The following is a 25,323-nucleotide window of genomic DNA, read 5'->3' on the forward strand; positions in this document are numbered from 1 at the left end:
CGGTGTCCTCGGACTCGCTCGTCGCGCTCGCTCACAAGTCCACCGCCTCGGGCCACTCCTCGGCCATCGCGGGCCCCCCAGTCATCCGATCCGTTTTGCGCTGCTCATGGAACGCAAGGATCTGCAATTCAATCGATAGGTCGACTTTACGGATATCGACGCCTTCAGGCACAGTGAGCACGACGGGGGCGAAGTTCAGGATGCTGGTGACTCCCGCGGCGATGACCCGGTCGGCCACCTGCTGGGCCGCCGCCGCCGGCGTCGCGAGCACCACGATCGACACTCCCCGCCGCCTTATCACGGCTTCCAGTTCGTCGATGTGCTCCACATTCAATCCCGCGATACGGTCGCCCACCACTTCGGGGTCGGCGTCCAGAAGCGCGGCTACCCGGAACCCACGGGAGACGAATCCGCCGTAGTTTGCGAGCGCACGACCGAGGTTACCCACTCCGACGATTGCAACGGCCCAGTCCTGGGTCAAACCCAGCTCGCGGGAGATCTGGTAGATCAGGTATTCGACGTCGTAGCCGACCCCGCGGGTGCCGTAGGAACCCAGGTGGGAAAGGTCCTTGCGGAGCTTGGCCGAGTTCACACCGGCCGCGACGGCCAGGTCTTCGGAGCTCACGGTGGCCAGACCTCGCTCGGACATGCCGTTGAGCGCTCGCAGGTAGAGCGGCAGCCGGGCGACGGTCGCCTCGGGAATGCCACGTTCTCGAGCTTGGGATAGACGGCGGATCACGTGCCGGAGCTCCAGGGGGACAGGCGGCCGGCGCGGCCCGGACGCGACGGATGACGAGGTGAGGCCACTGTCATTCAGGTTAGTCCCTTTGTGAACCGGTGCACAAAGTGGGGGCTCGCAGCATCGGCCGCGACGCCGGTGGCGGGCACCCTCCTCGTCGCTTCCCGGCTGGGAAAAGGACCACTCCCCCGGCTCCAGAAGCGTAACTCGACCGGCCTCAGAGGGGTTTCTCCCTGCTTGCGGAGAGATGCTCCCCGCGATGCCGTCCGCGGTGTTCCTCGCCCGCGATGCCGTCCGCGGTGCTCCCCGCCCGCGAGAGGGGGACCGTCCGCGCACGCTCACAACTCGGCTACCGTGGCGGACATGGCACCGCAGGACCATCGCATCACTTTGCTCGGCAAGCCCGGCTGTCACCTGTGCGACGACGCGCGGACGGTGATCGAGCGGGTCGCCGCCGAACTGGGCGTCCCCTGGGAGGAGCGCGACATCACCGCCTCCGAGGAGGACCAGGCCAAATACTGGGAGATGATCCCGGTCACCCTGATCGACGGTGTCCAGCACGACTTCTGGCGCGTCGACGAGAACCGCCTCCGCGCCGCGCTCAGATCCTGAAGGCCGTCGGAAGCGGCATCACTTTGGCCGCGTTCACGTTGAGCTCGATCACGTTGGTGGCGAGCACCATGTTCTGCCGCTCGTTGACGAAACGCTCCACGTGGGGCTGACGCTGGTGGTCGTTGTAGGCGATCTCGTCGCGATAGAGCTCGTAGATGATGCGCTGGAGCGGGGCCGACTTCACCGAGTGGCACACGTAGACCAGCGTGTCGGGCTCGGAGTGGCGGACGGCCTCAAGCGTCTCCTCGGCCAACCGGTCGAACATCTCACCGACCCCGTCGATCAAGGTGAACACGGTCAGCAGGCCGAAGATGCTCGGCGACGGACGTGCGGATCCGCCCGGCTGCTCGACGCTCGCTCCCGGATACGGGGAACCGACCCCGAGCGGGTCTCCGGCCCCGGGGAAGGTCTGACCGTGGCGGGCTCCGCCGAAGCCCTGGTCGAGCCCCTGGTCGAACCCGGGGGCCTGGCCGTGACGGGCGGTGCCGCCGAAGCCCGGCCCGGGGGCGTTTCCGTAGCCCGGCGGGGCGCCGAACGCCTGATCGGCGGGCATGGGCTTGAGGCTGGCCCCGGGCGCTTCGGGCCTGGCGAACTCGCCGGTGCTGGGACCGGGCGTGCCGTACTCGTTGAGCGGGACGTTGTACTCGCCGGTCGCGGGGCCGCCGGGGGACGACATGCCGAACTGGCCGGTCACCGGGGGCGGCAGGGTGTATTCGTTACCACCTGAGGGCTGGCCGGGGGCCGGCATGCCGTACTCCCCCGCCATGAAGGTCCCAGTGGCGGGGCCGCCGAACGGGTCGCCCTCGGCGGGAGGTTGTTGCATGCGCGCCGCGTAGTCGACCTCCCGCTCGCCCGCACGGTATTCGGCCACCAGATCACCGAGCCCGGAGCTGCGCGGGGACTCCTCGGCCAGGACGCGGCGGCCGGCGACCTGCACGTCCTGGGGCGGCTTTCCGGGGGCGGCGCGGCGGCCGACCGGCCGGCGGTCCTCCCAGTCGTCGTCCGCGTCGTCCTCGTCGTCCTCATCCTCGTAGGGCGCGAGCGGGCGGAGCACGGCGTACCAGACCGCGGCGGCGGTGACGCACAGGACGAGCACGGCGAACATCCCCGGGACCGCGAAGCTCACCGCTCCGACCAGGGCGAGCCCTGTCGGGCCGAGCACCAGGAGCGCGTGCATGTTGTCGGCGTCGTAGTCGTCACCGCCACGCCAGCGCAGGACCGCGAGCACGAGGCTCGCCAGCAGGATGAGCGCGACGGCCACGTGAGCGGCCCAGAGCAGGTAGGTCGGCACCAGCCCCCAGTGGCGACTGCCGAGCGGAAGCGTCTTGGCGAACTGGTTGTCCTGGACGATCGGGTCGACCACCATGATCACCGAGGCGACGATGGTGAACGCGATGCCCACGAGCCAGGAGGCGAACTTGGGCGGGGACTTCCGCGCCAGCAGTTGAACGGTTCCGACGGCCAGCCAGATCGGGGCCAGCAGGGAGCCGGTCAACTGGTAAACGCGAAATGTCGTTGTCCCAAAACCCATCAGGTGACCGGTGGCGATTACTCCGAGTGACAGGCAGAGCGCCGCCGTCGTCAAGCTCCAGGCGACCAGCCAACCCTTGGGCTCACTGCGGAGTCTGCCGATGAGGGCGACGGTGGCGATGGCTGCGAGCAATGCGCCGGCGAATGCGATGACAGCGACAAGGACTTCCATGGTGGCTCCAATGCTGCCGGACATTACCCCCCAACCGGTAGCCGAACTGGTAGTCAGCCTCCGGGACCGGTCCGAAACAACCGGCCCAATACGGTATCGGCCGATTACCCCTAGTCACGACATCCTCAAGCGGATTGTGGAATTTCCCGTTGGTTTCCTAGAGTGTTCGAGCACGCCGCTCCCCCTCCCCCACAGGGATACCGGATGCCAGACACGTGGCCGTTCGCCGGGCACCTCCCCACCGCAGCCGGGGTGGCTCAGTCCACCCACAGCACCAAGCTCGCCGCGCGCGAGGACGCCTCGGAAGATCTCCGGAGGCTCGTTCTGCGAGCCAAAACCGGAGACGCGGACGCGTTTGGCACGCTCTACGACCGCTATCTCGACCTGGTCTACCGCTACATCTACTTCCGGGTCGGATCCCATCCGCTGGCCGAGGACCTGACGAGCGAGACCTTCCTCCGCGCGCTCCGCCGGATCACCGACTTCACCTGGCAGGGGCGCGACTTCGGGGCCTGGCTGGTGACCATCGCCAGGAATCTGATCGCCGACCACTTCAAGTCCGGGCGGTACCGCCTTGAGGTTTCGACCGCCGAGGTGATCGACACCCCCCTCGACGGCCCGCACATCCCGGAGAACGCCGTCGTCACCGCGATGATCAGTGACCGGGTGCTCAGCGCCGTCCGCGATCTTGGCGCCGAGCAGCAGGAGTGCGTGGTCCTGCGGTTCCTGCACGGCATGTCACTGGCGGAGACCGCGCTCATCATGGGCAAGAAGAGCGGGGCGATCAAGGCGCTGCAGTTTCGCGCGATCCGGGCGCTCGCCCGCGCGCTCCCCTCCGACCTGGGCTGACGCCGGACCGGCTCAGGGCCGGCGCCGACCTGCCGTGCCGATGGCGGCGCGTCGCGTAACCTGGCGTGCCTGGCCGTCGTTAGGCAAGTGGCACCAATGGATCATGATCTGGGGGCGGCAGGGAGCGTTCATGGGTAAGTGGCTGCCCGGAATCTCACGCAGATCGCAGGCGCACATCCAGAATCGCATGTCGACGATCGGCGCCCGGGCGAAGGGCGCCCCCCGGCCGGAGTTCCGCGCCGAGCTCCGGGAGCGTCTCGTGGCCATGCCCGCGCAGGAGGATCTCCCCGCCGAGCGGACCGCCCCCGTACGGCCGAGGCCACGCGTGGGCCTGTTCCCCCGGCTTCTGAGCCTGGGACTGGTGGTCACGATGATCGTGGCAGGCGTGGCGACCTACCGGTCGATGCCGGGCGACACGCTCTATCCGCTCAAGCGCGCCGCCGAGAGCACGCTGTTCCACCTGAGCACCGACGACGCCGAGCGGGCCGGCCGTTCCTTCGGCTACGCGGAGACGCGCGCCCACGAGGTCGAGGAACTCCTCGGCTCCCCCCGGCGCAAGGAGCGCCTGATCGGAGAGACCCTTCAGGCGATGGAGGACACCACCCGCTCCGCGGTCACCTCCCTCACCCGGGTACGGCGCCGCGACGCCGCCAGCGCGGGCCAGCTCAAACGCTTCGTCCAGAAACAACGCAACCAGATCGAGGGGATGATCCCCAAGATGGACGTGGAGGACCAGCGCCGGGCCCACGGCTACCTCGTCTACATCGAGGGGCTGGCCCCATCCGAATAGCGGTCGCGACAGTGCAAAACGTCACCTTCCCCACACGCGATGCACACCGGTCTGTCCGCGTGTGCCGGATAAGCTGAGGTGCTATGAGGCGGCTACTGCGACATCGAGGCGGGGCGGAGATGGCCGGAGAAGTAGCGGCTGCGGCGGCGGCCGCGGTGCCGGTGGCCGATCCGGACCCGACAGCCGCCGCTTTCTTCGACGTCGACAACACCATGATGCGCGGCGCCTCCATCTATCACTTCGCCCGCGGCCTGGCCTCACGCGGCCTGTTCACCACCAAGGACCTCATCAGGTTCGCCCTCGGCCAGGCGGTGTTCCGGGTCCGCGGCGACGAGAACCCCGAGCACATCGCGCAGGCCAGGGAGACCGCCCTGGCGTTCGTGGCGGGCAGCAAGGTCGAGGACATCATCCGGCTCGGCGAGGAGATCTACGACGAGGTGATGGCCGACCGCATCTGGGCCGGCACCCGGGCTCTCGCCCAGAGCCACCTGGACGCCGGCCAGCGGGTCTGGCTGGTCACCGCGACCCCGGTGGAGCTCGCCCGCGTGATCGCCCAGCGCCTGGGCCTGACCGGCGCCCTCGGCACCGTGGCGGAGACCGAGAACGGCGTCTACACCGGCCGCCTGGTCGGCGACCTGCTCCACGGCCCCGCCAAGGCCGAGGCCGTTCGGGCCCTGGCCCGGCGGGAGGGCCTGGACCTGAGCCGCTGCTCCGCCTACAGCGACTCGGCCAATGATCTGCCGCTGCTCTCCCTGGTCGGCAATCCCACCGCGATCAACCCCGACTCCGAGCTGCGCGACCACGCCCGGCAGCAGCAGTGGGAGATCAAGGACTTCCGGACCGGCCGCAAGGCGACCATGATCGGCCTGCCGATCGCCGCGGGGGCCGGTGCCGTCGCCGGCGGTGTGGCGGCCGCCGTCGCCCTGCGCCGCCTCTACCGCTCCAGGTGACCTGCCGTACGGCGGGCGACCCGGTCGAGCAGGCCGGTCAGGGCGAGGTTGACGGCCTCCGGACGTTCCAGGCCGATCATGTGACCGGCGTCGGGAAGCACGACGAGCTTCGCGCCGGGGAGCGCTTCGGCGATGCGGCGGCTGTGGACCGGCGGGGTGAGCCGGTCGCGGCCGCCGACCATGATCAGCGTTTCCACCGGCTTGAGCGCGGCCAGCGCGGCGAACTTGTCGTGGACCTGTAAGGCGCGGAAGAAACCGACCGTCATCTCGGCCGAGGTGGCCGCGGACATGTCGTTGGCGAAGCGCACGTGCTCGCGCGACGCGCGGCGGCCGAAGGCGATGAAGCGGATCACCGCCAGGTCGCCGCGAGACTTCAGGGCGGCGTTGCCGTCGGCGGCCGCGGCCTGAGCCAGCATCTGGTCGAACACCATGGGTGTGACGCGGGAAACGAGCTTCTTGAGCGGCCAGGGGAGCCCGAACGTGTTCTCATTCAGCCGGCCGGATGACGTGCTCAGCAGTGCCACCCCGGCCACGCGCGCGGCGAACGTCTCGGGATGCCGTCCCGCGAACGCCATGATCGTCATTCCCCCCATGGAGTGGCCGACGAGCACCAACGGCAACCCCTCCGGGACGGCCTGCTCGACCACCGCGGCCATGTCATCGCCGAGCCGGTCGATCGTGCACGACTCGAAGGCCCCCGCCGAGGAGTCTCCGTGCCCGCGCTGGTCGTAGAAGACCAGGGTGGCCTTGCCCGCCAGCGCCTCCCGCTGGAAGTGCCACCAGTGCCGGTTCATCACCCAGCCGTGCGCGAGGACGACGACGAACTCGGGCGCCTCGGCCTCCTCGATGTCCACCGCGAGCCGTACGCCGTCGTCCGTGGTGACGGTGACCGACCGCCCCCGGTGGCCGCCGAGCACCGTGTCCGCGTGCGCCCTGCGCCGTCGTGAGGCGATTCCCAGCGCCGCCCCCACGGCCAGCCCGGCGATGGCGGCCCCTTTCGCGGTACGGCGTGCGCCCATGGCCACTCTCCACGTCCAAAAGGCTCGATCTTGGGCACACCCTACCTATCGGTAGGGCTCCTTGTTGGACTTCGTGACCAATAAAAATCGCCCAAGTTTCCTCACCGCGAGTCCCAGCGCGGGGATCGGAAGGCTCAGGGATCAGAAGAACGGCGGGAAGGCGTGACCCCGCTGGAGCCGGAGCTCGTTCAGCTGCTGCTGGATGACCTCACGGACCTGGTCGGTCAGGTTGAAGACCACCATGGGGTCGTCCGCGTCGGCGGGGTCGAACTCGTCGGTGCGGATGGGCTCGCTGAAGCCGATCAGCCACTTGGACGGGAGCGGCACCATGCCGAGGAGGCCGAACCAGGGGAACAGCGGGGTGATCGGCAGGTACGGCAGGCCCAGGGCCCGCGCCAGGAAACGCAGGTCGCCGATCTTCGGATAGATCTCCTCCGCGCCCACGATGGCGCAGGGGACGATCGGAACACCGGCGCGGATGGCGGAGGCGACGAAGCCGCCGCGGCCGAAGCGCTGCAGCTTGTAACGCTCGGAGAACGGCTTGCCGACGCCCTTGAAGCCCTCGGGGAAGACACCGACGAGTTCGCCCTTGCGGAGCAGGCGGTCGGCGTCTTCCCGGCAGGCCAGCGTGTGGCCGGTCTTGCGGGACAGATGCCCGAGCAGGGGAAGCTTGTAGACCAGATCGGCCCCGAGAAGACGGACCGCGCGGTGCTCGGGGTGATCGTCGTGGAGCGCCACCTGGAGCATGAGGCCGTCCAGCGGGACGGTGCCCGAATGGTTGGCCACCACGAGGGCGCCGGAGTCGCCGGGCACGTTGTGCATGCCGACGGTCTCGACGCGGAACCAGTGCCGGTACAGCGGGCGGATCAGCTCAAGCAGCACCCGGTCGGTGAGCTCGGGGTCGAAGCCGAACTCGTCGATCTCGTACTCCCCCGTGACGCGGCGGCGCAGGAAAGCCAGCAGCTCGGCGAGACGACGGTCGTCATCCCCGGGCGGAGACTCCTGGGAGTCCTCCGGGAAACCCGAGGGTTCCTCGGGGGATTCCTCGGAGGAGGGCGGGGGCTCATGGGAGGAACGCGCCCGGGTGATGGAAATCACCTGGGCGTCTTCGGACTCGCCGGGCTCGCTCGCCATTTCGCTCATCTCATCACCGCCTGGTCGTCACCGCCTGGACAGCAAGTCCATCATGGCGGCGGGAAGGCCTCCCGACAGGTCCCGGGCACGGACGAAATCCTCGAAGGCGGCGGAGGTTGAGAACTTCGGCTTCCAGTCGAGGGCGGCGCCCAGCCGGGTGGTGTCCACCACGCGGCCATGACACATCAGGCGGAGCTGCTCGGGAGAGAAGTCGACCAGCCCCGCGCCGCGAGCGAGCTCACCCAGGAAACGGAATGCCGAAGAGGGCACGGGCAGGGAGAGCAGGCCCGCCCTGCGCGCGCACTGCGAAAGCAGGAGCACGCCCTCACCGGCCACGTTGAACGTGCCGGGGTGGTCTTCCCTCGCCATCCGCCTGAGCACCTCGACCGCGTCGTCCTCGTGCACGAACTGCAGCCGGGGGTCGAAGCCGAACACGGTCGGCAGGACGGCCTGGGTGAAGTAACGGGTCAGCGGCGAATCGACGCCGGGCCCCATGAAGTTGGCGAACCTGAGCGTCGACACGGTCACGTCCCGGCGCCGCCTGGCGAAACCGCGGACGTAACCCTCGACCTCCGAGGCGTCCTTGGCATAGCCGTGGGACGGCGGCTCGCCCGGCTCGGCGTCCTCGGTGAAGACGGCCGGGTCGTGCGGGGAGGATCCGTACACCGCGGTGGTGGAACGCACGACGACACGGCGGATCGTCGCGGACCGCTGACAGGCACCGAGCAGTTGCATGGTGCCGATGACGTTGTGTTCTTTCATGAGCGCCCGGCCGCCACTCCTCGGGGGAGCGCTCACCAGACTCATGTGAACCACGGTGTCGATGTCGGCGGCCGCGATCACCTGGGCGATGTCGGGACTGCGCAGATCGACGCGGACGAACTCCGTCCGGCCGAGAGGTACGCCGCCATCACGTGAGAGCGAGGGCGGCGGCACCGTGTCTACTCCGATGACCCGGTCGATGCCCGGGTCAGCCGCGAGAACGCTCGCCACTCGGGCGCCGATGTGGCGCGAGACCCCGGTGACAAGCACGGTGTGGGTCATCGACGCCTCGCAGATCCGCGTTACTACTTCTTGTTACGCCGCTGGATGCGGGTCTTCTTGAGAAGCTTGCGGTGCTTCTTCTTCGCCATGCGCTTACGGCGCTTCTTGATCACAGAGCCCACGGGACCCCCAGGTAGCTGGTAGCCGAGATTGTCAAACCGGTGCGCGAATAACACACCGGCTCAACAGAGTACCGGCGATCCATGGTAGATCGCCCCTTGGGGGGAGACCCCGAGTGGCCTGAACTCACGATGTCGTAAACGACATCGCTACTTCGCCGACGTCATCCGGCCGAAAAAGCCGGTGGTCGCCGGACCGGCGCGTGGTTCGCGCTCCCGTCCGGCGCCTGCGGGACGGCCCGCGCCGCCGACCTCACCGGCCACCGCGCTCACCGCGCCGGGTTCGCTCGCGCAGACGGGTCGCTCACCCCTTCTCGTTCGCCTCGCGGCCGGTTCGCACGTCACCGGCCGCTCCGCTCACCGCGCCGGGATCGCTTCAACCTGCCTCGATGTAAGCATCTCTCAGGTAGTCGTGCACCGCCTGCTCCGGCACCCGGAAGGATCGACCGACCCGGATGGCCGGCAGCTCGCCCGAATGCACGAGTCGGTACACAGTCATCTTGGACACCCTCATGACAGTGGCCACTTCCGCCACGGTCAGGAACTTCACCTCACTGAGAGGTCTTTCGCCTGCACCCATCGGACGCCTCTTCCGCACGTGTTTCCGGGTTATCCCCACTGGTGCCATTGCTCACGCACGTGTACTGCCGTCAGCGTAAGTCGGGACTCCGAGTGCGCAAACCCCCTACTTTCCCAGTCTTCGCAGCCCCATGTCCGCGAAATGGAGAAACTCGCTGGCCAGCAGCCGGACCGTGCCCCTCACCTTGATCTTGGAACGGACCAACTGTCTTCTTTTAGAGTCGCCCACAATCATCAAAAAGTTGGCAAACGGTCGGCGAGCTCCGTGGAATGCAGGCGCGAAAAGCCCGTATAGGGATGGCCCAATTTGCGCAACCCCCGTCTCAGACGACTCGCACGACCCTCTCGACCAGGTGATGCGTCAGCGGATCGTAATATCTCGGTAGCACGTTGTCATCAAGCGGAACGGTGACAGCGATCTTCCCTTCCGCCTCCCCGACGAAGAGCGCCGGGTCGTTGCTGTCGGCGAATCCGACGGTGAGAATTCCCGCCTCGCCGGCCGCGCCGGCCCAGCCGTGGTCGGCGATCACCAGGTCGGGACGGTCGTCGCCGAGTTCGGCGAGCATCGCCCGCATCGGCGCCGGGTCGTGGGTGTGCACGAAGGCGCCCCGGTCGTCCAGCATGGCGACGCCGTCCAGATAGCGGATCTTGCGCTTGCGGCCGAACCCCTGACCCCAGTAGGACCAGCCCTCGGCCGGCCCCAGCAGAGTCGCCCCGCGCTCTCTGAGCAGCCGCGCCAGGGCGAGGTGGACGGTGAGCAGGCCGGTGGGGTGTCCGGTGGCGATGAGAATCCGGGGATCGCCCGCCCGGAGCACACCGGCGATCGTGTCGCCCATCGCCTCGGTCGCGTCGATCGTGCGGTCCGGGTCGATGGTGTCCTGACCCTCCCGGTGGCCGGGGTCGGCCACGACCCCGGCGGACTTGGCCATCAACTCCAGCACGTCCTGGTAGGACCAGCCGCCCTCCAGGGTCAGCCCGAACATGTGGTACGGGTCCCGGTTGGCCAGCGACCGGTAGTGATCCAGGTTGTTCTCCCGGCTGGTCGCCACCTCACCGGCGATCCGGGTGCGGATCAGGTGTTCGCGAAGTTCGTCACGGGTGAGTGGCACCGCCGCGCCTCGCGGCCCGGGTGCTGCCGGCCGGTGACTTCTCACGTCGCTCATCCACCCGTTCTCTCTGCTCGGGACGGTCCGCGCCACGGCCCGGCGCCGGGCACACCCTCGTCGTCACGGAAGGGGGTCCAGTCCGTGGAAGGGGAACACCGCGTTTCTCGTCGCCATGATGGCCCGGTCGATCGGATCTCCCGGGTCGTAGCCGGAAGCGAAATCGCTGAATTCCGGACTTCTTCCGTCGGTCATCGTCAGCGGCGGCGTCTCACCCGTCCGCTCCCTGACGAACCGCCGCCATGTCTCGGGGGTGGCGATGTCCGGATCGAGGGGGCGCCCGGAGACCTCGGAGATCAGGTGGGTCCACGCCCGGGGCACCACCTGCACCAGCTCGTATCCCCCGCCGCCGGTGACCACCCACCGGCCCCCCGCCGTCTCGTGGGCGAGCTCGTGCAGCGCCGCGTAAGCGGTGCGCTGGCCGTCCACACTGAGCATCAGGTGGGCCAGCGGGTCCAGCGCATGGCTGTCGCAGCCGTGCTGGGTGACCAGAACCTCCGGGGCGAACTCCCGCAGCAGCGGCGGCACCACCGCGTGGAAGGCCCTCAGCCAGCCGCTGTCGCCGCATCCGGCGGGCAGCGCCACGTTGACCGCGGTGCCCTCCGCGCCACGCTCCTCGGGGAAACCCGTGCCGGGGAAGAGCGTGCGGGGACTCTCGTGCAGGCTGATGGTCAGGACTCTGGGGTCGTCGTAGAACAGCGCCTGGACGCCGTCCCCGTGATGCACGTCCACATCCACGTAGGCGACCCTGGAGGCTCCCTGGCTCAGCAGCCAGGCGATCGCCGCCGCCGGGTCGTTGTAGACGCAGAACCCGCTCGCGAGGGCGGCCATCGCGTGGTGCAGGCCCCCCGCGACGTTCACCGCGTGCTCGGCCTCACCTGTCCAGACCGCGCGGGCCGCGGCCAGGGTGGCGCCGGTGATCAGCGCGGAGGCCTCGTGCACCCCGGCGAAAGCGGGGGTGTCATCGGTGCCGAGCCCGTAGGCCCTGTCGGGCCGCCCGGTCGCGGAGACCCGTTTGACGGCCTCGATGTAGTCGCGCTTGTGAACCAGAGCGAGCTCGTCGTCCGTGGCGGGCGTGCAACCGGTCACGTCGACCGCGTCGAGCACACCGAGTTCCCTGGCCAGCGCCATGGTCAGCTCGACCCGGACGGGCGCGAGCGGATGCCCCGGCCCGAAGTCGTAGGAGGTGAGCGCATCGTCCCAGACGACCCGCACGGACCGGCTCATGCGCCCTCCCTGTTCGATCGCGACGCTGTGCGCCGCGGCGCGGTCGCCGGCAACCGATGCCTTCCCTCGTCACTCATCCGCTGGTTCCTCGCTGTTTCGCTCCGGCGGGCAAGCTCACCGGTGCGACCTCGCGGGCCGATCCGCTTACTCCGGCCGACGCTACCGTACGGGCCTCGAACCCGGTTTACACGGTCGTCGCGGAGGAGTAGGCGGTTTTCATCAGAGTGAAATATCGGTGCTTATTCCCCTTAACCGGGCGCCCTCTATCGAGGTACGGCATGCCGTACACGGCCACCCCGACCTCACGGCCCAGGCCGGTCAGCCGGCGGCGAGCTCGCGGCCGCGGTTCCTGGCGGCCTCGATGGCGGCCAGGAAGGCCGCGCGGACGCTGTGCCGCTCCAGCTCGGCGATCGCCGCGATGGTGGTGCCGCCCGGAGAGGTGACGGCCTCGCGCAGGATCACCGGGTGCTCACCGGAGTCGCGGAGCATGATGGCCGCGCCGACGATCGACTGGGTGACCATGTCGAGGGCGGCGGCGCGGGGCATGCCGAGCAGGATGCCCGCGTCGACCATGGCCTCGACGAGGTAGAAGAAATAGGCCGGGCCGCTGCCGGACAGGGCGGTGGCCGCGTCCTGCTGCGACTCGGGGATGCGCAGCACCTTGCCGACCGGCTTGAGCAGGTCCTCGGTGCGCCGCAGGTGCTCCTCGGTGGCGTGGGCGCCCGCCGAGATCACGCTCATCGCCTCGTCCACCAGCACCGGCGTGTTGGACATGACCCGGACCACCGGGACGTCACCGCCGAGCCGCGCCTCCACGAACGAGGTCGTGATGCCCGCCGCGGCCGAGATCACCAGCCGGTCGTCCGGGACGTGGGCCGAGATCTCGGCCAGCAGGGACGCCATGTCCTGGGGCTTGACGGCGAGGATGATCGTGTCGGCGGTCTTGGCGGCCTCGGCGTTGGACACCACCTGCACGCCGTATCGCTCCCTGAGGTCCTCGGCCCGCTCGGCCCGCCGGGCGGTCGCCAGCACGTCGCCCGGCTTGAACCCGGCCCGAAGCAGCCCCGACAGCAGCGCCTCGCCCATCTTGCCGGTTCCAAGAATCGCGATCATATGAGCACCTCGAAATCAGGAGGGTGAGAACTTCCCGCAGCTTATCGGCCCCTCTATCGGGAAAATCATCCGGAGAACCGCGACGGCGGCGACGGACACGCGGACAGCCGTCATCACGACGCGCGGGACACGCCCTGAACCGCTCCGGGCTCTGATCCGTTTCAGGGGTATGCGTATGATCGCGACTCCCCTTCTGGCCGGAAGCCTGCTGCTGGCCCTGGGCTGCGGCGCCGCGACCGGCGCCAGCGCCGCGAACCGTGGCACGGACGCCACCGGCCCGTCCCAGCCCGTGGCCCACACCGTGACCCACACCGTGGCTCCCCGGACCGAGCCCACGGGAGACGAGCCCAAGCCGACCTGGCCCAAGGGGCACACCGTCAACCCTCGCAAGGTGCGGTGGCTCACGGCCAAGCGGACCAAGGACGCCCGGAACCTGCAGATCGTCTGGTGGTCGGGGGTGGAGCCCTGCTTCGTGCTCGACCGCGTGAGCGTCAAGGAGACGGCCAAGCAGGTGACCGTCACCCTCTGGGAGGGCCCGAGCAGCAAGGCCAAGAACATGGCCTGCATCGCGGTCGCCGTCCAGAAGGTCACGGTCGTCAAGCTCAAGGCCCCCCTCGGCAAACGCAAGATCGTCGACGGCGCCAAGCCCTGAGTCCCGCCGAGTGCGGTACGGCTCCCGCGACCCGGGCGGGAGCCGTACTCGAAGGGGTCAGCAGGTGGTGGCAGTGCCCTTCGGATGGCAGCCCGGGGGAAGCACGGGCCGCTCATCGGTCCAGCCCCGCTCGCTGACGGCGGTGTAGGCGAGCACGGTGCCCTTCGGGAGCCCGTCCTCAGCGCGCACCATGATGACCCTGCTGCCCATGTTCACACCGGTCCGGGGGTCGAAGAGAGTCTCCCCCGTGACCGGCACCATACGGTTGCGGAGCCTGAGATACTCCTCATCCTTCTTGGATTGGAGGTCGACGGCGATGACGGGACGGCCCGACGGGCTGATGACCTCCCGTGCCGACACGGCCCCCGGCAGCTCGGCGTACAGGCGAAGAAGCGTGGCCCGGACGGCGGGACGGATCGGCATGTACAGCATGTTCGGCACGGACCACCCGAGGAACTCCTCCCAGGGCTCCTTGAAGCCGCGCTTCTCCCACACCTTGTGATAGCCCTCGAGACGTTCCCGAAGCCGGGCCGGATCGGCCGGGAGGGCGTCCAGGTCCGCGATGGTGAAGGCGGCCACGGTCTGGTCGCCGACCTCGCCCTTGACACTCGGAGCGATCCGGTAGAAACGTGGCGACGTCTTGGAGGTGAGGACGGCCGGACCGCAGCGGTAACGAGGGTCGGGGCTTTCACACTTACCGGACATGCGCCACTTGTCGGGGGCTCCCTGCTCGCGCCAGATCTTCTCGTCACGCGGAGTTTCCGGTCGAAGGCCGAGCGACTCCGATTCGTAAACGGTTGAGGCGCTGCTCTTCCGCGGTATCCATGTGCGCTTGTCCCCCGTTCTCACGATCCAGTAGCGCGCGGCCCCCATGCCGACCAGATACCGGCTGCCCTGAACCATCCGGGTACGCCAGTAGGCACCGGTCTCGGGCGGCAGCTTCTCCACCCTGTCCGCGAGGTCCAGGAGCAGTTCCTTGCCGGTCTTCGGCGTCTTCAGCACCGGCGGGGGCGACGGGGCCAGGAGGGTCGCGGCCAGCGCGACTGCGGTGATGACGGCGGCGGTGGCCATGGCGGCTCCAATGATCAGTGTCCAGGTGAAGCGCGGGCGGCGCCGGGCTTCATGGGTGGTCAGGCGGGCGCGGGCGCGGGCGACGACCTCGGGCGCGGGCGGCGGGGCGTCCGGGAGGGAAGACGCCAGCAGGGTGATCTCATCCATCGCGGGCCTCCTTCAGCGGGTTGACGTCGCCCAGGGCCTTGCGCAGGTGCTTGCGGGCCCGGTTCAGCCGGGAGGCCACGGTCCCGTAGGGGATGCCGAGCGCGGCGGCCACCTCGGCGTGGGCGAGCCCGCCGAGCGCGACGAGCAGGACGACGTCGCGGTCACCTCGGGACAGGCCGGCAAGCGCCCCCGCGAGCTTGCCGGTCAGCTGTTCCGCGCTGACCCGCGTGGCCACGGTGTCCTCGTGGCTCTCCAAGTCACGGGCTCCGGTACGGCTGAGCGCCTTCCACCGCCGCACCTCGCTCCGCCGGTGTTTGGCGAGGAGGTTGGTGGCGATGCCGTACAGCCAGGGCCGGACGCCGCCCCGTGCGGCGTCGAAGCGGTCACGCTCGCGGAAGGCGACAAGGAAGGTCTCGGCCGCGAGGTCGTCGGCGGTGTGGGTGTCCAGACGCCGGGCGATGTAGCGGTGGATCTCGGCGAAGTGGGCGTCGAAGACCTGGTCGAAGTTCTCGCGCGGTGACCACTCGCCGGTCTCGGATCCTGGATTGAGGCCAGGGGAAACGATCATGTCCGCGACCCCGGCCCGAGGTCGGGGAAGGCGATCATGTCCGCGGCCCCGGATCGGGATCAAGGGGAGCGATCATGCGTGCTCCTTCGTTGGGAGACAGGGAACGCCCCTTCTTTCCCGGACGGGCGGAATGCTTTCACGCCCACATAGGTTGAGTCGCATAGACTCAAGTCGTTTGACAAACCTCTTGCGAGGCTCCACTATGAGTCTGACCAACTCAACTTTGACTACAAGGACGTACTCATGGCACGTGCGGTAGGTATCGACCTGGGGACGACCAACTCCGTCGTCTCGATCCTCGAGGGCGGTGAGCCCACCGTCATCGCCAACGCTCAGGGTTCGCGGACCACCCCGTCCGTGGTCGCCTTTGCGAAGAACGGCGAGGTTCTCGTCGGTGAGGTCGCCAAGCGGCAGGCCGTCACCAACGTGGACCGGACGATTCGCTCGGTCAAACGAGAGATGGGCACCAACTGGAGCAAGGAGATCGACGGCAAGAAGTTCTCCCCCCAGCAGATCAGCGCCTTCGTCCTGCAGAAGCTCAAGCAGGACGCCGAGGCCTACCTGGGCGAGAAGATCACCGACGCCGTGATCACCGTTCCCGCCTACTTCAACGACGCCCAGCGCCAGGCGACCCAGGAAGCCGGCACCATCGCGGGCCTCAACGTGCTGCGCATCATCAACGAGCCCACCGCGGCCGCCCTGGCCTACGGCCTGGACAAGGAGAAGGACGAGACCATCCTCGTCTTCGACCTCGGTGGCGGCACCTTCGACGTGTCCCTGCTCGACGTCGGCCAGGAGGACGGCCACGGCTTCGTGGAGGTCAAGGCCACCAGCGGTGACAACCACCTCGGTGGTGACGACTGGGACCAGCGCGTCGTCGACGAGCTCGCCAACCGGTTCAAGAACGCCCACGGCGTCGACCTGACCAAGGACAAGATGGCCCTCCAGCGCCTGCGCGAGGCTGCGGAGAAGGCCAAGATCGAGCTCTCCAGCCAGTCGGAGACCTCCATCAACCTGCCCTACATCACCGCCTCCGCCGAGGGCCCCCTCCACCTGGAGGAGAAGCTCACCCGCGCCGAGTTCCAGCGGCTGACCGCCGACCTGCTCGACCGGTGCAAGGCCCCGTTCCAGAAGGTCATCCAGGACACCGGGATCAAGGTCTCCGACATCGACCACGTGGTCCTCGTCGGCGGCTCGACCCGCATGCCCGCCGTCGCCGACCTCGTCAAGGAGCTGACCGGCGGCAAGGAGCCCAACAAGGGCGTGAACCCGGACGAGGTCGTGGCCATCGGCGCCGCGCTCCAGGCCGGCGTGCTCAAGGGTGAGGTCAAGGACGTCCTGCTGCTCGACGTGACCCCGCTCTCGCTGGGCATCGAGACCAAGGGCGACCTCTTCGCCGCGATCATCGAGCGCAACACCACGATCCCGACCAAGCGCTCCCAGGTCTTCACCACGGCCGAGGACAACCAGCCGTCGGTGCAGATCCAGGTCTACCAGGGCGAGCGCCAGATCGCCTCCAGCAACAAGAAGCTGGCCACCTTCGAGCTGACCGGCATCGCCCCGGCTCCGCGCGGCGTCCCGCAGATCGAGGTCACCTTCGACATCGACGCCAACGGCATCGTCAACGTCTCCGCCAAGGACCTCGGCACCGGCAAGGAGCAGACGATGACGATCACCGGTGGCTCCGCGCTGCCGAAGGAAGACATCGAGCGCATGATGCGCGAGGCCGAGTCCTACGCCGAAGAGGACAAGAAGCGCCGCGAAGAGGCCGAGACGCGCAACAACGCCGAAGCGCTCGTCTACCAGACCGAGAAGTTCCTCGGCGAGAACTCCGAGAAGGTCCCGGACGACGTCAAGAGCGAGGTCAACGACGCTCTCGCCGAGCTGAAGAAGACGCTCGAGGGCACCGACACGGCCGAGATCCGCGCCTCCGCCGAGAAGCTCGCCACGGTCAGCCAGAAGATGGGTTCGGCCATCTACGCCCAGTCGCAGGCCTCCGAGGCCGCCGCCGGCGCCTCCGGTGCCGAGGGCGCGAGCGACCAGAAGGCGGATGACGACGTGGTCGAGGCCGAGATCGTCGACGAGGAGCCGAAGCGCGAAAACGGCGCGAAGTGACGGCCGGAAAGCCGAGGGGAGCGCAAGCGTGAACACGCGCGAGAACGGTTCCGCAGAGGAGCCGGTGATCCGCGACAACCGTAAGATCGATCCGGAGACGGGGCAGGTGCGCGAGGCCGTCAAGGAGCAGGCGGTCAAGGGGCAGCCCGGCCAGGCTGCCACCGCCTCCGACCTGGCCTCGGTCGAGCTGGCCACCCAGCTCGCCGAGCGCACCGCCGACCTGCAGCGCCTCCAGGCGGAATACTCCAACTACCGCAAGCGGGTGGAACGGGACCGGGCCGCGGTCAAGGAACAGGCGGTGGCCAGCGTGCTGGCCGAACTGCTGCCGGTTCTCGACGACATCGGCCGGGCCCGTGACCACGGGGAGCTCACCGGCGGCTTCGCCAAGGTGAGCGAGTCGCTGGAGGCCGCCACCGGGAAACTGGGGCTGAGCTCCTTCGGCACCAAGGGCGAGCCCTTCGACCCGACGGTGCACGAGGCTCTGCTGCACAGCTACTCGGCCGATGTCACCGAGCCGACCTGTGTGGAGATCCTGCAGTCCGGTTACCGGATCGGCGAACGCGTGCTCCGCCCCGCGCGGGTCTCGGTCGCCGAACCGGAAGAGTCCGCTTCGAACGACAACTGAAACCCCCCATATCTGATATCTGAAAAGGAACAGAGATGAGCACCAAGGACTACCTGGAGAAGGACTACTACGCGGTCCTTGGTGTGTCCAAGTCCGCCACCGCCGAAGAGATCAAGAAGGCGTACCGGAAGCTGGCCAGGCAGTACCACCCGGACGCCAACCCTGGGGACTCGGCGACTTCGGCTAACACAGCGAAGTTCAAGGAGGTCTCCGAGGCCTACGACATCCTGTCCGACACCAAGCGCCGCAAGGAGTACGACGAGGCGCGGACGCTGTTCGGATCAGGGCTCGGCGGTTTCGCGGGAGGTGGAGGGGCTTCCCGTGGGGGCGGGTTCTCCTTCGACCTGGGGGATCTGTTCGGCGGCACCGGCCAGCAGGGCGGTGCCGGTGAACGCATCGGCGACCTCTTCGGCGGCCTGTTCAACAGGGGCGGCGGCGGCGGGGGGACCCGCCCCGGCGGGACGACCACCAGGGCGCGGCGCGGCCAGGACGTCGAGTCGGAGGTCACGCTCTCGTTCTCCGAGGCCGTGGAGGGCGCCACGGTGTCGCTCCGCCTTACCAGTTCCTCCGCGTGTACGGCGTGCGCCGGCACCGGCGCCAAGGCCGGGACCACTCCTCGGGTCTGCCCGACCTGCGAGGGCACCGGCGCGGCCAGCCGTAACCTGGGCAGCTTCGCCTTCTCCGAGCCGTGCCGCGACTGCAAGGGCCGCGGCCTGCTGGTGGACGACCCGTGCCCGGTGTGCGAGGGAAGCGGGCGGGGCAAGAGCACCCGCACGGTCCAGGCGCGCATCCCGGCCGGAGTGGCCGACGGCCAGCGCATCAGGATCAAGGCCAAGGGCGCGCCCGGCGAGAACGGCGGCCCCGCCGGTGACCTGTACGTCCAGATCCACGTCAAGCCGCATCCGGTCTTCGGCCGGACCGGCGAGAACCTGACGATCACCGTACCCGTCACCTTCACCGAGGCAGCGCTCGGCGCCGAGATCAAGGTGCCGATCCTCAAGGGAATGCCGGTCACGCTGCGCATCCCGGAGGGAACCCCGAACGGCCGCACCTTCCGGGTGCGGGGCCGGGGCGTCACCCGCAAAGACGGCACCAAGGGCGATCTGCTCGCCACGATCGAGGTTCTGGTGCCACAGCATCTGGAAGACAAGGCTCGGGGTGCTCTGGAGGAGTTCCGCGACGCCACCGCGGGCGGTGACCCGAGAGCCGAACTCATCCAACAGGCCAGAAGCGAGTAGCCATGGAAGCCAACTACTTCGATCTGTCGGACGACACCCCCGTATACGTCATATCGGTGGCCGCCCAGCTGTCGGGCCTGCACCCGCAGACCCTCCGGCAGTACGACCGTCTCGGCCTGGTCAGCCCGGGCCGTACGGCGGGGCGCGGGCGCCTCTACTCCACCCGCGACATCGTGATGCTCCGCGAGGTCCAGCGGCTCTCCCAGGAGGAGGGCATCAACCTCGCGGGTATCAAGCGCATCCTGACGCTGGAGACCGAGGCCCTGCGCCTGCGTGACGAGAACCACCGCCTGCGCGCCGAGATGACCATGATCCGCGCGCTGATCCAGTACCAACTGCCGCCCGCCTGACTCCACGAAGGCCGGGGGGATCCCGCGACGCGCGGCGTCGCGGCCAACGCAGTGAGGGCGCTTCCGCGATCATCGCTTTCGGAGCGTCCAGGCGGGCGCGCACCGAGCGAGAACACCGGTTACCGCGCCCCAGCCGCTGAACGGAGTGAGGCAAGACAAGCATGGACTACAAGCTCACCCAGAAGAGCCAGGAAGCGGTCTCCTCGGCCATCAGGCGTGCCGCCGCCGAGGGTAACCCGGAGGTCGCCCCGGCCCACCTGTTCACCTCCCTGCTCGCCCAGACCGGCGGCACCGCCGTACCCCTGCTGGAGGCCGTCGGCGCCGACTGGAAGCATCTGCGCACCGAGGCCGAAAAGCAGCTCGCGGCCCTTCCCAAGGCGCAGGGGGCCACGGTCAGCGCCCCGTCGAGCTCGCGGCAGCTGCTCACCGTGCTGAACACCGCGGCTCAGCGGGCCCGCCGGCTTGAAGACGAGTACGTCTCGACCGAGCACCTGCTGGTCGGCCTCGCCACCGACGGCGGCCCGATCGCCGAGCTGCTCAAGTCGCGCGGAGCCACCCCGAACGCCCTGCTCGACGCCTTCGAGAAGGTGCGCGGGCACGCCCGGGTGACCAGCGAGACGCCTGAGAACACCTACCAGGCGCTGGAGAAGTACGGCGTCGACCTGACCGAGCGGGCCAGGGCGAGCAAGCTCGACCCGGTGATCGGCCGCGACTCCGAGATTCGCAGGGTCATCCAGGTGCTCAGCCGCCGGACCAAGAACAACCCGGTGCTCATCGGCGAGCCCGGCGTCGGCAAGACCGCCGTGGTGGAGGGTCTGGCCCAGCGGATCGTCGCCGGGGACGTGCCCTCCAGCCTGCGGAACAAGCGCCTGGTCGCGCTGGACCTCGGCGCGATGGTCGCCGGGGCGAAATACCGCGGCGAGTTCGAGGAGCGCCTCAAGGCCGTGCTCAACGAGATCAAGGAGAGCGACGGCCAGATCATCACCTTCATCGACGAGCTGCACACCATGGTCGGCGCGGGCGCCGCCGAGGGCGCGATGGACGCGGGCAACATGCTCAAGCCCATGCTGGCCCGGGGCGAGCTGCGGATGATCGGCGCGACGACGCTGGACGAATACCGCGAGCGCATCGAGAAGGACCCGGCCCTGGAGCGCCGCTTCCAGCAGGTCTACGTGGGTGAGCCCACGGTCGAGGACACCATCGCGATCCTGCGCGGCCTCAAGGGCCGTTACGAGGCGCACCACCAGGTGCAGATCGCCGACAGCGCGCTCGTGGCCGCCGCGGCGCTCTCCGACCGCTACATCACCGCCCGGTTCCTGCCGGACAAGGCGATCGACCTCGTCGACGAGGCCGCCTCCCGGCTCCGCATGGAGATCGACTCCCGTCCCGTGGAGATCGACCAGCTCCAGCGGAACGTGGACCGGATGAAGATGGAGGAGCTCGCGCTCGCCAAGGAGACCGACGAGAGCAGCATCCAGCGGCTGGAGCGGCTCCGCAAGGAGCTCGCCGACATGCAGGAGGACCTCAACGCCCTGGTCGGGCGCTGGGAGCGGGAGAAGGCCGGTCTCAACCGGGTCGGTGACCTGAAGAAGCAGCTCGACGAGGCGCGCAGCGCCGCCGAACGGGCGCAGCGGGACGGTGACTTCGAGGCGGCGTCGAGGTTGATGTACGCCGAGGTGCCCAAGCTGGAGGCCGAGCTCGCCGAGGCCAGCGCCGCCGCCCAGCCCGACGACCCGATGGTCAAGGAGGAGGTCGGCCCCGACGACGTCGCCCACGTGATCTCCTCGTGGACCGGCATTCCCGCGGGCCGCCTGCTCGAAGGGGAGACCAGCAAGCTGCTGCGCATGGAGGAGGAGCTCGGCAGGCGGCTGATCGGCCAGAAGCAGGCCGTCCAGGCGGTCTCCGACGCCGTACGGCGGGCACGCGCGGGCATCTCCGACCCCGACCGGCCGACCGGCAGCTTCCTGTTCCTCGGCCCCACCGGCGTCGGCAAGACCGAGCTGGCCAAGTCGCTGGCGGACTTCCTGTTCGACGACGAGCGGGCGATGGTCCGCATCGACATGAGCGAGTACGGCGAGAAGCACAGCGTCGCCCGACTTGTCGGCGCCCCGCCCGGCTACATCGGCTACGAGGAGGGCGGCCAGCTCACCGAGGCCGTGCGGCGCAGGCCGTACACCGTGGTGCTGCTGGACGAGGTCGAGAAGGCCCACCCCGAGGTCTTCGACATCCTGCTCCAGGTGCTCGACGACGGCCGGCTCACCGACGGGCAGGGCAGGACCGTCGACTTCCGCAACGTGATCCTGATCCTCACCTCCAACATCGGCTCGCAGTTCCTCGTGGACCCGAAGCTGGAGAACGGAGCCAAGCGCGACGCCGTCATGGCCGCGGTCAGGAACTCCTTCAAGCCGGAGTTCCTCAACCGGCTCGACGACGTGATCCTGTTCGACGCGCTCGGCACCGAGGAACTGTCCAAGATCGTGGACCTGCAGGTGGCGCACCTGGCCAAGCGGCTGGCCGACCGGCGGCTCACGCTGACCGTGACCCCGGCGGCGCGCGACTGGCTGGCGATGACCGGCTACGACCCCCTGTACGGCGCGCGCCCGCTCCGCCGTCTCGTCCAGTCGGCGATCGGCGACAAGCTGGCCAAGGAAGTGCTCTCCGGCGCGGTCCAGGACGGCGACGAGGTCCTGGTGGACCTCGACGAGGCGAGCGACACCCTGGCAATCGGCCCGGTAAGGGCTTGACCACCATTGGGTTAAGCCCACCCCTCGGCAAGTCCCCCCTGTTACGTTCGGCACTCGTCTGACTACCGAACACAACAGGGGGACGTGCATGTCGAACGCATCACGGAACATCCAGGGGATCCTCGCGGTGGCGGCGCTCACGGCCGGTGTGAGCTGGCTGGTGACCGCTCCGGCGTCGGCCGCCGCCGCGTCCTGCCCCGGACGGGACGTCGTGGAGCTGCTGAAGACGCCGGAGTCCGCGGCGGCCGTCTGCGAGGAGGCCGGGGGAGTCAAGGTGGCCACGGTCGCCGGCGGGACGGCCGGTCCGGCCGACGGCGAGGCGGGGGCGGCCTCGCAGCACGTCGACCGGCTCGCGCGGATCGCCGGTCTTCCCGGCCTGTCCCGGGCCTCGGCGGTGATCAGCTTCGCCGACACCGCGGGCGCCGCCGCGGGTGCCGGAGTGCCCGCGCTGCCCTCGGGAGGGTCGGGCATCAGCTGGGTCGGCGCCCTGCCCGACGCACCGGACCTGCCCGGTCTGCCGACCGTCCCGGGCACCGACTTCATCAGGCTCCCGGTCCCGGCGGTGCCGCCCCCCGACCCGGACCTCGCAGACTCGGACCTCGCGAACCCGGCCGACGCACTGCCCGACGGCACGACCCTGCCGGTGCCGGTGCCGGACCCGGACTCGGTGAAGGCCGTGACGGAGGAGCTCCCCGCCGCGATCCAGCCGCCGGTCACCGCGCCGCGCACCGCCCCGCTCGACGTCGCCCCACCGAAGGTCGCGCAGGAGACCGCCGAGCTCCCGGCCCTGGACAACGCGCTCCCGGGCCTCGGGCTCGAATAGAGCCTTCCGCGAAGAAGGGCCGCGATCCCGGAGGATCGCGGCCCTTCCCGTCAGTGGGACACGTCGAGCGACGCGTCGAGTTCGTCCTCCGGAAGACCCAGGTCCACCCGGATGCGGTAGCGGGTGCGCAGCAGCGCGGTGTGCTCCCCGCTGCCCTCCTCCGCCGCCTGAGCGCCCTCCGTGGCCCAGCGATGGGCCTCCCCCAGGTCTCCGTAGGCGACGAGGGTCTCGGCGACCGTGAGCGCGGTGGCCGGGGTTCCCCCTCCGTCGGCCCGGATCGTCTCGATCACCTCTCGTGCCTCGCCCGGCCGTTCGAGCTCGAAGAGGGTGTCGGCGATCCCGGCCCGGGGATCGACGCTCACCTCTCCGCCGTCGTTCACCGACCGCTGGAAACAGTCGAGGGCGTAGGCGGGCTGCCCGGCCTGCCGCCACTCCTCCGCGGCGAGCATGAGGATCGCCGCCCGTGAGATGTCGCCGGAAACATAGGTCTCCACCAGCGCTTCCAACCGCCGGGCAAGATTTTCGTGATCGTCGGCCAGGAGTGCCTGCTCAAGCAACCGATCAAGTTGCTCATGTGTCACATGCGCCACATCCGGAGAGTACCGAGCGGCGCTCGACTTCGTCCGCACAACAGCAGGTATTCGTTGAGCAACCTGGTGTAAACGATTGACTACGGTGCGCGTGTTACTCCAGGAAAACGGGCATATGGCAGGCGACTCCTGCTAGTGGGGCAATCTTGTTCGAAGGAGCTGCGATGGGCATGTCCAAGCAGACCACCTTCACACTGACGCTCCTGCTCGGTCTCTCCGTGGTCGTCCCGGGATCCGCCGGATACCTCTCCGCCAGAATGGACGCCGTCGAACAGGCCCACCGCGAGCTCGTGGCCCTGGAGATCCGGCTGCGCGAGGAGCGGCTCACCGTGCCGGACGAACAGGCACGGCAGACCGAGACGATCGCCGTGCCGGCCCCGGCGCTCTGCGGTGCCCCGCTCCAGCCGAGGCCCAGGAAGGCGCCCATGCCCGCCGCGCTCATTCCCGTGCCGGTCGAGGCCGTTCCCACCGGGCCCCCGCAGGCCGAGGCCATGCCCGTCCCGCCCGCGGCAGCCGAGTTCGGCGAGAAGGGGCTCGGGGAGCAGCGCCGGCCGTCCGAGCGCAAGCGCAGGCACCGGGAACGCCAGGAGGAGGTCATCATCTCCGAGCGGAGCACGGCCGGCGAGAACGCGTGGCCCCGGAGATCTCCGCGGAGGGCCCCCGGGGTGTCGGCCGCTCCCGGCCGCTCTCAGGTCGAGGCGTTGACGAACTGACGGTTCAGGTAGCTCCGGATCAGGCGCTTGGCTTCGGCCACGATCTTCGGCGCGCCGTTGGGATCACGCCGGAAGGCCAGCTTGAGCACCGCGTCCGCGGCCTCGACCGCCACGAGAATGGCCAGGTCGAGCTCCTCGCTGTCGGCCAGGCCGTACTCCTGGAGCAGGAGCCCGCGCAACCGGCCCGCGATCACCGTGTTGTTGTCGGACACCGCGTCGAGCAGGTTGAGGTCGACCACGTCGCCGAAGTGGAGGGATCGGAAGCCCGGCACGCTCCTGTGCATCTCCACGTATTCGTCGACGATCGCGTCGATCGCGTCCCACCAGCCTCCGTAATCCTCCGCCATGAAGCGCTTGCCGATCCGGGAGACGAACATCTCCACGTGGCGCAGGGTCAGCGCCTGGGTGAGGGCCCGCTTGTCGGGGAAGAACTGGTAGACCGAGCCGATCGCCACACCGGCGCGTTCGGCGATCCGGGTGGTGGACAGTGCGTCGTAGCCGATCTCGTCCAGCAGGTCGGCACACGCGTCGAGCATCCTCTCGACACGTCGCACGCTCCGCCGCTGGGTGGGCTGACGCCGTAGCGGAGCCTCGGCGGGCTCCTCGACAGGCTGGATGCACACCCCACCATCTTGCCTGGCCCACCC

The 25,323-nt window shown here is 69.2% G+C and carries 25 protein-coding genes and 1 pseudogene; 12 read left to right on the top strand and 14 right to left on the bottom strand.

What is annotated here, in order from left to right:
- Nucleotides 1–31: 31 nt before the first annotated feature.
- Nucleotides 32–739, bottom strand: coding sequence for a redox-sensing transcriptional repressor Rex (locus ACFY2X_RS28330; protein ID WP_389943618.1), 708 nt, complete (start codon nucleotides 737–739; stop codon nucleotides 32–34).
- 363 nt (nucleotides 740–1,102) lie between these two features.
- On the opposite strand from ACFY2X_RS28330, the gene ACFY2X_RS28335 reads away from it, so the two are divergent.
- Nucleotides 1,103–1,351 carry a glutaredoxin family protein gene (locus ACFY2X_RS28335; RefSeq protein ID WP_389943621.1) on the top strand — a complete coding sequence of 83 codons (249 nt, stop codon included), beginning with the start codon at nucleotides 1,103–1,105 and terminating at the stop codon, nucleotides 1,349–1,351.
- Here the strand turns inward: ACFY2X_RS28335 and ACFY2X_RS28340 are convergent.
- The gene (locus ACFY2X_RS28340) at nucleotides 1,341–3,053 is read right to left on the bottom strand and encodes an antibiotic biosynthesis monooxygenase (RefSeq protein WP_389943624.1); all 1,713 of its coding nucleotides are present in this window, start codon (nucleotides 3,051–3,053) and stop codon (nucleotides 1,341–1,343) included. The two genes, ACFY2X_RS28335 and ACFY2X_RS28340, sit on opposite strands and share 11 nt — an antisense overlap.
- A gap of 204 nt (nucleotides 3,054–3,257) precedes the next feature.
- Between ACFY2X_RS28340 and ACFY2X_RS28345 the strand changes: the two genes are divergently transcribed.
- The 3 genes from ACFY2X_RS28345 to ACFY2X_RS28355 all read left to right on the top strand — a co-directional run bounded on the left by ACFY2X_RS28345 (nucleotide 3,258) and on the right by ACFY2X_RS28355 (nucleotide 5,642).
- The gene (locus ACFY2X_RS28345) at nucleotides 3,258–3,902 is read left to right on the top strand and encodes a sigma-70 family RNA polymerase sigma factor (RefSeq protein WP_389943627.1); all 645 of its coding nucleotides are present in this window, start codon (nucleotides 3,258–3,260) and stop codon (nucleotides 3,900–3,902) included.
- A gap of 130 nt (nucleotides 3,903–4,032) precedes the next feature.
- On the top strand, nucleotides 4,033–4,692 hold the full coding sequence (locus tag ACFY2X_RS28350) for a DUF5667 domain-containing protein (RefSeq protein WP_389943630.1): 660 nt from the start codon (nucleotides 4,033–4,035) through the stop codon (nucleotides 4,690–4,692).
- A 119-nt stretch (nucleotides 4,693–4,811) separates the two neighbouring features.
- A complete protein-coding gene (locus ACFY2X_RS28355; RefSeq protein ID WP_389943633.1) occupies nucleotides 4,812–5,642 on the top strand; it encodes an HAD family hydrolase in 831 nt (276 codons plus the stop codon).
- Here the strand turns inward: ACFY2X_RS28355 and ACFY2X_RS28360 are convergent.
- From ACFY2X_RS28360 to proC, 8 genes are all read right to left on the bottom strand, one after another.
- Nucleotides 5,627–6,661, bottom strand: coding sequence for an alpha/beta fold hydrolase (locus ACFY2X_RS28360; RefSeq protein ID WP_389943636.1), 1,035 nt, complete (start codon nucleotides 6,659–6,661; stop codon nucleotides 5,627–5,629). The two genes, ACFY2X_RS28355 and ACFY2X_RS28360, sit on opposite strands and share 16 nt — an antisense overlap.
- A 141-nt stretch (nucleotides 6,662–6,802) precedes the next feature.
- Nucleotides 6,803–7,804 (bottom strand): lysophospholipid acyltransferase family protein, encoded by a 1,002-nt coding sequence (locus ACFY2X_RS28365; RefSeq protein WP_389943639.1) that lies wholly within the window; start codon nucleotides 7,802–7,804, stop codon nucleotides 6,803–6,805.
- A gap of 18 nt (nucleotides 7,805–7,822) precedes the next feature.
- A complete protein-coding gene (locus ACFY2X_RS28370; RefSeq protein ID WP_389943642.1) occupies nucleotides 7,823–8,839 on the bottom strand; it encodes an NAD-dependent epimerase/dehydratase family protein in 1,017 nt (338 codons plus the stop codon).
- Between the two features lie 23 nt (nucleotides 8,840–8,862).
- Nucleotides 8,863–8,961: a 30S ribosomal protein bS22 gene (locus ACFY2X_RS28375; protein WP_018654693.1), complete on the bottom strand. Its 99-nt coding sequence runs from the start codon at nucleotides 8,959–8,961 to the stop codon at nucleotides 8,863–8,865.
- Nucleotides 8,962–9,334: 373 nt separating this feature from the next.
- On the bottom strand, nucleotides 9,335–9,538 hold the full coding sequence (locus tag ACFY2X_RS28380; RefSeq protein ID WP_012887307.1) for a helix-turn-helix domain-containing protein: 204 nt from the start codon (nucleotides 9,536–9,538) through the stop codon (nucleotides 9,335–9,337).
- Between the two features lie 322 nt (nucleotides 9,539–9,860).
- Entirely contained in the window at nucleotides 9,861–10,700 is an 840-nt protein-coding gene (locus tag ACFY2X_RS28385) for a phosphatase (RefSeq protein WP_389943645.1), read from the bottom strand.
- 63 nt (nucleotides 10,701–10,763) lie between these two features.
- Nucleotides 10,764–11,927, bottom strand: a complete 1,164-nt coding sequence (locus ACFY2X_RS28390; RefSeq protein ID WP_389943648.1) for an acetoin utilization protein AcuC — start codon at nucleotides 11,925–11,927, stop codon at nucleotides 10,764–10,766.
- Between the two features lie 318 nt (nucleotides 11,928–12,245).
- A complete protein-coding gene (proC, locus tag ACFY2X_RS28395; protein WP_389943651.1) occupies nucleotides 12,246–13,040 on the bottom strand; it encodes a pyrroline-5-carboxylate reductase in 795 nt (264 codons plus the stop codon).
- A 175-nt stretch (nucleotides 13,041–13,215) separates the two neighbouring features.
- Here proC and ACFY2X_RS28400 point away from each other — a divergent pair, with 175 nt between their 5' ends.
- A complete protein-coding gene (locus tag ACFY2X_RS28400) occupies nucleotides 13,216–13,692 on the top strand; it encodes a hypothetical protein (protein WP_389943654.1) in 477 nt (158 codons plus the stop codon).
- Between the two features lie 57 nt (nucleotides 13,693–13,749).
- On the opposite strand, the gene ACFY2X_RS28405 is transcribed toward ACFY2X_RS28400, so the two are convergent.
- Both ACFY2X_RS28405 and ACFY2X_RS28410 read right to left on the bottom strand, forming a co-directional pair.
- On the bottom strand, nucleotides 13,750–14,910 hold the full coding sequence (locus ACFY2X_RS28405) for a hypothetical protein (RefSeq protein WP_389943657.1): 1,161 nt from the start codon (nucleotides 14,908–14,910) through the stop codon (nucleotides 13,750–13,752).
- Nucleotides 14,903–15,478, bottom strand: a complete 576-nt coding sequence (locus tag ACFY2X_RS28410; protein WP_389943660.1) for an RNA polymerase sigma factor — start codon at nucleotides 15,476–15,478, stop codon at nucleotides 14,903–14,905. The genes ACFY2X_RS28405 and ACFY2X_RS28410 overlap by 8 nt, the downstream gene beginning before the upstream one ends.
- Before the next feature lie 243 nt (nucleotides 15,479–15,721).
- On the opposite strand from ACFY2X_RS28410, the gene dnaK reads away from it, so the two are divergent.
- The 6 genes and pseudogenes from dnaK to ACFY2X_RS28440 all read left to right on the top strand — a co-directional run bounded on the left by dnaK (nucleotide 15,722) and on the right by ACFY2X_RS28440 (nucleotide 23,373).
- Nucleotides 15,722–17,593 carry a molecular chaperone DnaK gene (dnaK, locus tag ACFY2X_RS28415; RefSeq protein ID WP_389943663.1) on the top strand — a complete coding sequence of 624 codons (1,872 nt, stop codon included), beginning with the start codon at nucleotides 15,722–15,724 and terminating at the stop codon, nucleotides 17,591–17,593.
- Between the two features lie 28 nt (nucleotides 17,594–17,621).
- A complete protein-coding gene (grpE, locus tag ACFY2X_RS28420) occupies nucleotides 17,622–18,218 on the top strand; it encodes a nucleotide exchange factor GrpE (RefSeq protein WP_389943666.1) in 597 nt (198 codons plus the stop codon).
- A gap of 35 nt (nucleotides 18,219–18,253) precedes the next feature.
- Nucleotides 18,254–19,456: a molecular chaperone DnaJ gene (gene dnaJ / locus ACFY2X_RS28425; RefSeq protein ID WP_389943669.1), complete on the top strand. Its 1,203-nt coding sequence runs from the start codon at nucleotides 18,254–18,256 to the stop codon at nucleotides 19,454–19,456.
- Between the two features lie 2 nt (nucleotides 19,457–19,458).
- A pseudogene (locus ACFY2X_RS28430) lies at nucleotides 19,459–19,711 on the top strand (heat shock protein transcriptional repressor HspR); the annotation flags it as partial.
- Nucleotides 19,712–19,967: 256 nt separating this feature from the next.
- Nucleotides 19,968–22,550: an ATP-dependent chaperone ClpB gene (gene clpB, locus ACFY2X_RS28435; protein WP_389943672.1), complete on the top strand. Its 2,583-nt coding sequence runs from the start codon at nucleotides 19,968–19,970 to the stop codon at nucleotides 22,548–22,550.
- 88 nt (nucleotides 22,551–22,638) lie between these two features.
- Nucleotides 22,639–23,373 (top strand): hypothetical protein, encoded by a 735-nt coding sequence (locus ACFY2X_RS28440; RefSeq protein ID WP_389943675.1) that lies wholly within the window; start codon nucleotides 22,639–22,641, stop codon nucleotides 23,371–23,373.
- Between the two features lie 50 nt (nucleotides 23,374–23,423).
- Here ACFY2X_RS28440 and ACFY2X_RS28445 read toward each other — a convergent pair whose 3' ends face one another.
- Entirely contained in the window at nucleotides 23,424–23,963 is a 540-nt protein-coding gene (locus ACFY2X_RS28445; RefSeq protein ID WP_389943678.1) for a hypothetical protein, read from the bottom strand.
- A 170-nt stretch (nucleotides 23,964–24,133) separates the two neighbouring features.
- Between ACFY2X_RS28445 and ACFY2X_RS28450 the strand changes: the two genes are divergently transcribed.
- Nucleotides 24,134–24,676, top strand: coding sequence for a hypothetical protein (locus ACFY2X_RS28450; RefSeq protein WP_389943681.1), 543 nt, complete (start codon nucleotides 24,134–24,136; stop codon nucleotides 24,674–24,676).
- Here ACFY2X_RS28450 and ACFY2X_RS28455 read toward each other — a convergent pair.
- The gene (locus ACFY2X_RS28455; protein ID WP_389943684.1) at nucleotides 24,652–25,299 is read right to left on the bottom strand and encodes a TetR/AcrR family transcriptional regulator; all 648 of its coding nucleotides are present in this window, start codon (nucleotides 25,297–25,299) and stop codon (nucleotides 24,652–24,654) included. The two genes, ACFY2X_RS28450 and ACFY2X_RS28455, sit on opposite strands and share 25 nt — an antisense overlap.
- Between the last annotated feature and the right edge of the window lie 24 nt (nucleotides 25,300–25,323).

It is taken from the genome of Streptosporangium sp. NPDC000396 (genome assembly GCF_042898655.1).
Lineage (GTDB): Bacteria > Actinomycetota > Actinomycetes > Streptosporangiales > Streptosporangiaceae > Streptosporangium.

Coding starts and splice junctions, on each gene's coding strand:
- ACFY2X_RS28335 (WP_389943621.1), top strand. CDS start 1,103: ATGGCACCGCAGGACCATCGCATCACTTTGCTCGGCAAGCCCGGCTGT.
- ACFY2X_RS28340 (WP_389943624.1), bottom strand. CDS start 3,053: ATGGAAGTCCTTGTCGCTGTCATCGCATTCGCCGGCGCATTGCTCGCA.
- ACFY2X_RS28345 (WP_389943627.1), top strand. CDS start 3,258: ATGCCAGACACGTGGCCGTTCGCCGGGCACCTCCCCACCGCAGCCGGG.
- ACFY2X_RS28350 (WP_389943630.1), top strand. CDS start 4,033: ATGGGTAAGTGGCTGCCCGGAATCTCACGCAGATCGCAGGCGCACATC.
- ACFY2X_RS28355 (WP_389943633.1), top strand. CDS start 4,812: ATGGCCGGAGAAGTAGCGGCTGCGGCGGCGGCCGCGGTGCCGGTGGCC.
- ACFY2X_RS28360 (WP_389943636.1), bottom strand. CDS start 6,661: ATGGGCGCACGCCGTACCGCGAAAGGGGCCGCCATCGCCGGGCTGGCC.
- ACFY2X_RS28365 (WP_389943639.1), bottom strand. CDS start 7,804: ATGAGCGAAATGGCGAGCGAGCCCGGCGAGTCCGAAGACGCCCAGGTG.
- ACFY2X_RS28370 (WP_389943642.1), bottom strand. CDS start 8,839: ATGACCCACACCGTGCTTGTCACCGGGGTCTCGCGCCACATCGGCGCC.
- ACFY2X_RS28380 (WP_012887307.1), bottom strand. CDS start 9,538: ATGGGTGCAGGCGAAAGACCTCTCAGTGAGGTGAAGTTCCTGACCGTG.
- ACFY2X_RS28385 (WP_389943645.1), bottom strand. CDS start 10,700: ATGAGCGACGTGAGAAGTCACCGGCCGGCAGCACCCGGGCCGCGAGGC.
- ACFY2X_RS28390 (WP_389943648.1), bottom strand. CDS start 11,927: ATGAGCCGGTCCGTGCGGGTCGTCTGGGACGATGCGCTCACCTCCTAC.
- proC (WP_389943651.1), bottom strand. CDS start 13,040: ATGATCGCGATTCTTGGAACCGGCAAGATGGGCGAGGCGCTGCTGTCG.
- ACFY2X_RS28400 (WP_389943654.1), top strand. CDS start 13,216: ATGATCGCGACTCCCCTTCTGGCCGGAAGCCTGCTGCTGGCCCTGGGC.
- ACFY2X_RS28405 (WP_389943657.1), bottom strand. CDS start 14,910: ATGGATGAGATCACCCTGCTGGCGTCTTCCCTCCCGGACGCCCCGCCG.
- ACFY2X_RS28410 (WP_389943660.1), bottom strand. CDS start 15,478: ATGATCGTTTCCCCTGGCCTCAATCCAGGATCCGAGACCGGCGAGTGG.
- dnaK (WP_389943663.1), top strand. CDS start 15,722: ATGGCACGTGCGGTAGGTATCGACCTGGGGACGACCAACTCCGTCGTC.
- dnaJ (WP_389943669.1), top strand. CDS start 18,254: ATGAGCACCAAGGACTACCTGGAGAAGGACTACTACGCGGTCCTTGGT.
- clpB (WP_389943672.1), top strand. CDS start 19,968: ATGGACTACAAGCTCACCCAGAAGAGCCAGGAAGCGGTCTCCTCGGCC.
- ACFY2X_RS28440 (WP_389943675.1), top strand. CDS start 22,639: ATGTCGAACGCATCACGGAACATCCAGGGGATCCTCGCGGTGGCGGCG.
- ACFY2X_RS28450 (WP_389943681.1), top strand. CDS start 24,134: ATGTCCAAGCAGACCACCTTCACACTGACGCTCCTGCTCGGTCTCTCC.